The sequence below is a fragment of the Bacillus sp. SIMBA_074 genome, assembly GCF_046534555.1.
GTDB classification, from domain to species: domain Bacteria; phylum Bacillota; class Bacilli; order Bacillales; family Bacillaceae_G; genus Bacillus_A; species Bacillus_A mycoides.
The window spans coordinates 1-277 of sequence record NZ_JAWRYM010000429.1 but is presented as its reverse complement, the minus strand read 5'-3'; the positions used below and the strand labels follow the sequence as shown (position 1 = coordinate 277).

At 48.4% G+C, this 277-nt stretch carries 1 protein-coding gene; it reads right to left on the bottom strand.

Going from position 1 to position 277, the window contains the following annotated elements:
• Positions 1–223: adenylyl-sulfate kinase (locus SB773_RS31445; RefSeq protein ID WP_486304310.1), on the bottom strand; the 223-nt coding region annotated here is incomplete at its 3' end.
• Between the last annotated feature and the right edge of the window lie 54 nt (positions 224–277).

Below are 277 nucleotides of genomic sequence, written 5' to 3'. Positions count from 1 at the left end.
CATTGTCGCCATCGAGCAGGTAGGTATGTTTACCCTGCTCTACCAGCGCCTGCTCCAGGGCATTGGCCACAGTTGATTTGCCGGCACCAGACAGGCCGGTAAACCAAATCACCGCGCTCTTATGGCCGAATAAGGCTTCACGCTGAACAGCATCAGTTGTGTGTTGCTGCCATTTGATATCGTTGTTTTTTAATCCAGTTTTATTCATTGCAATCTTCTTCACTAGCAGGTGCCGGTTAAAACGGGTAAATCAGCGGCAGAAAAATCAACACTACAG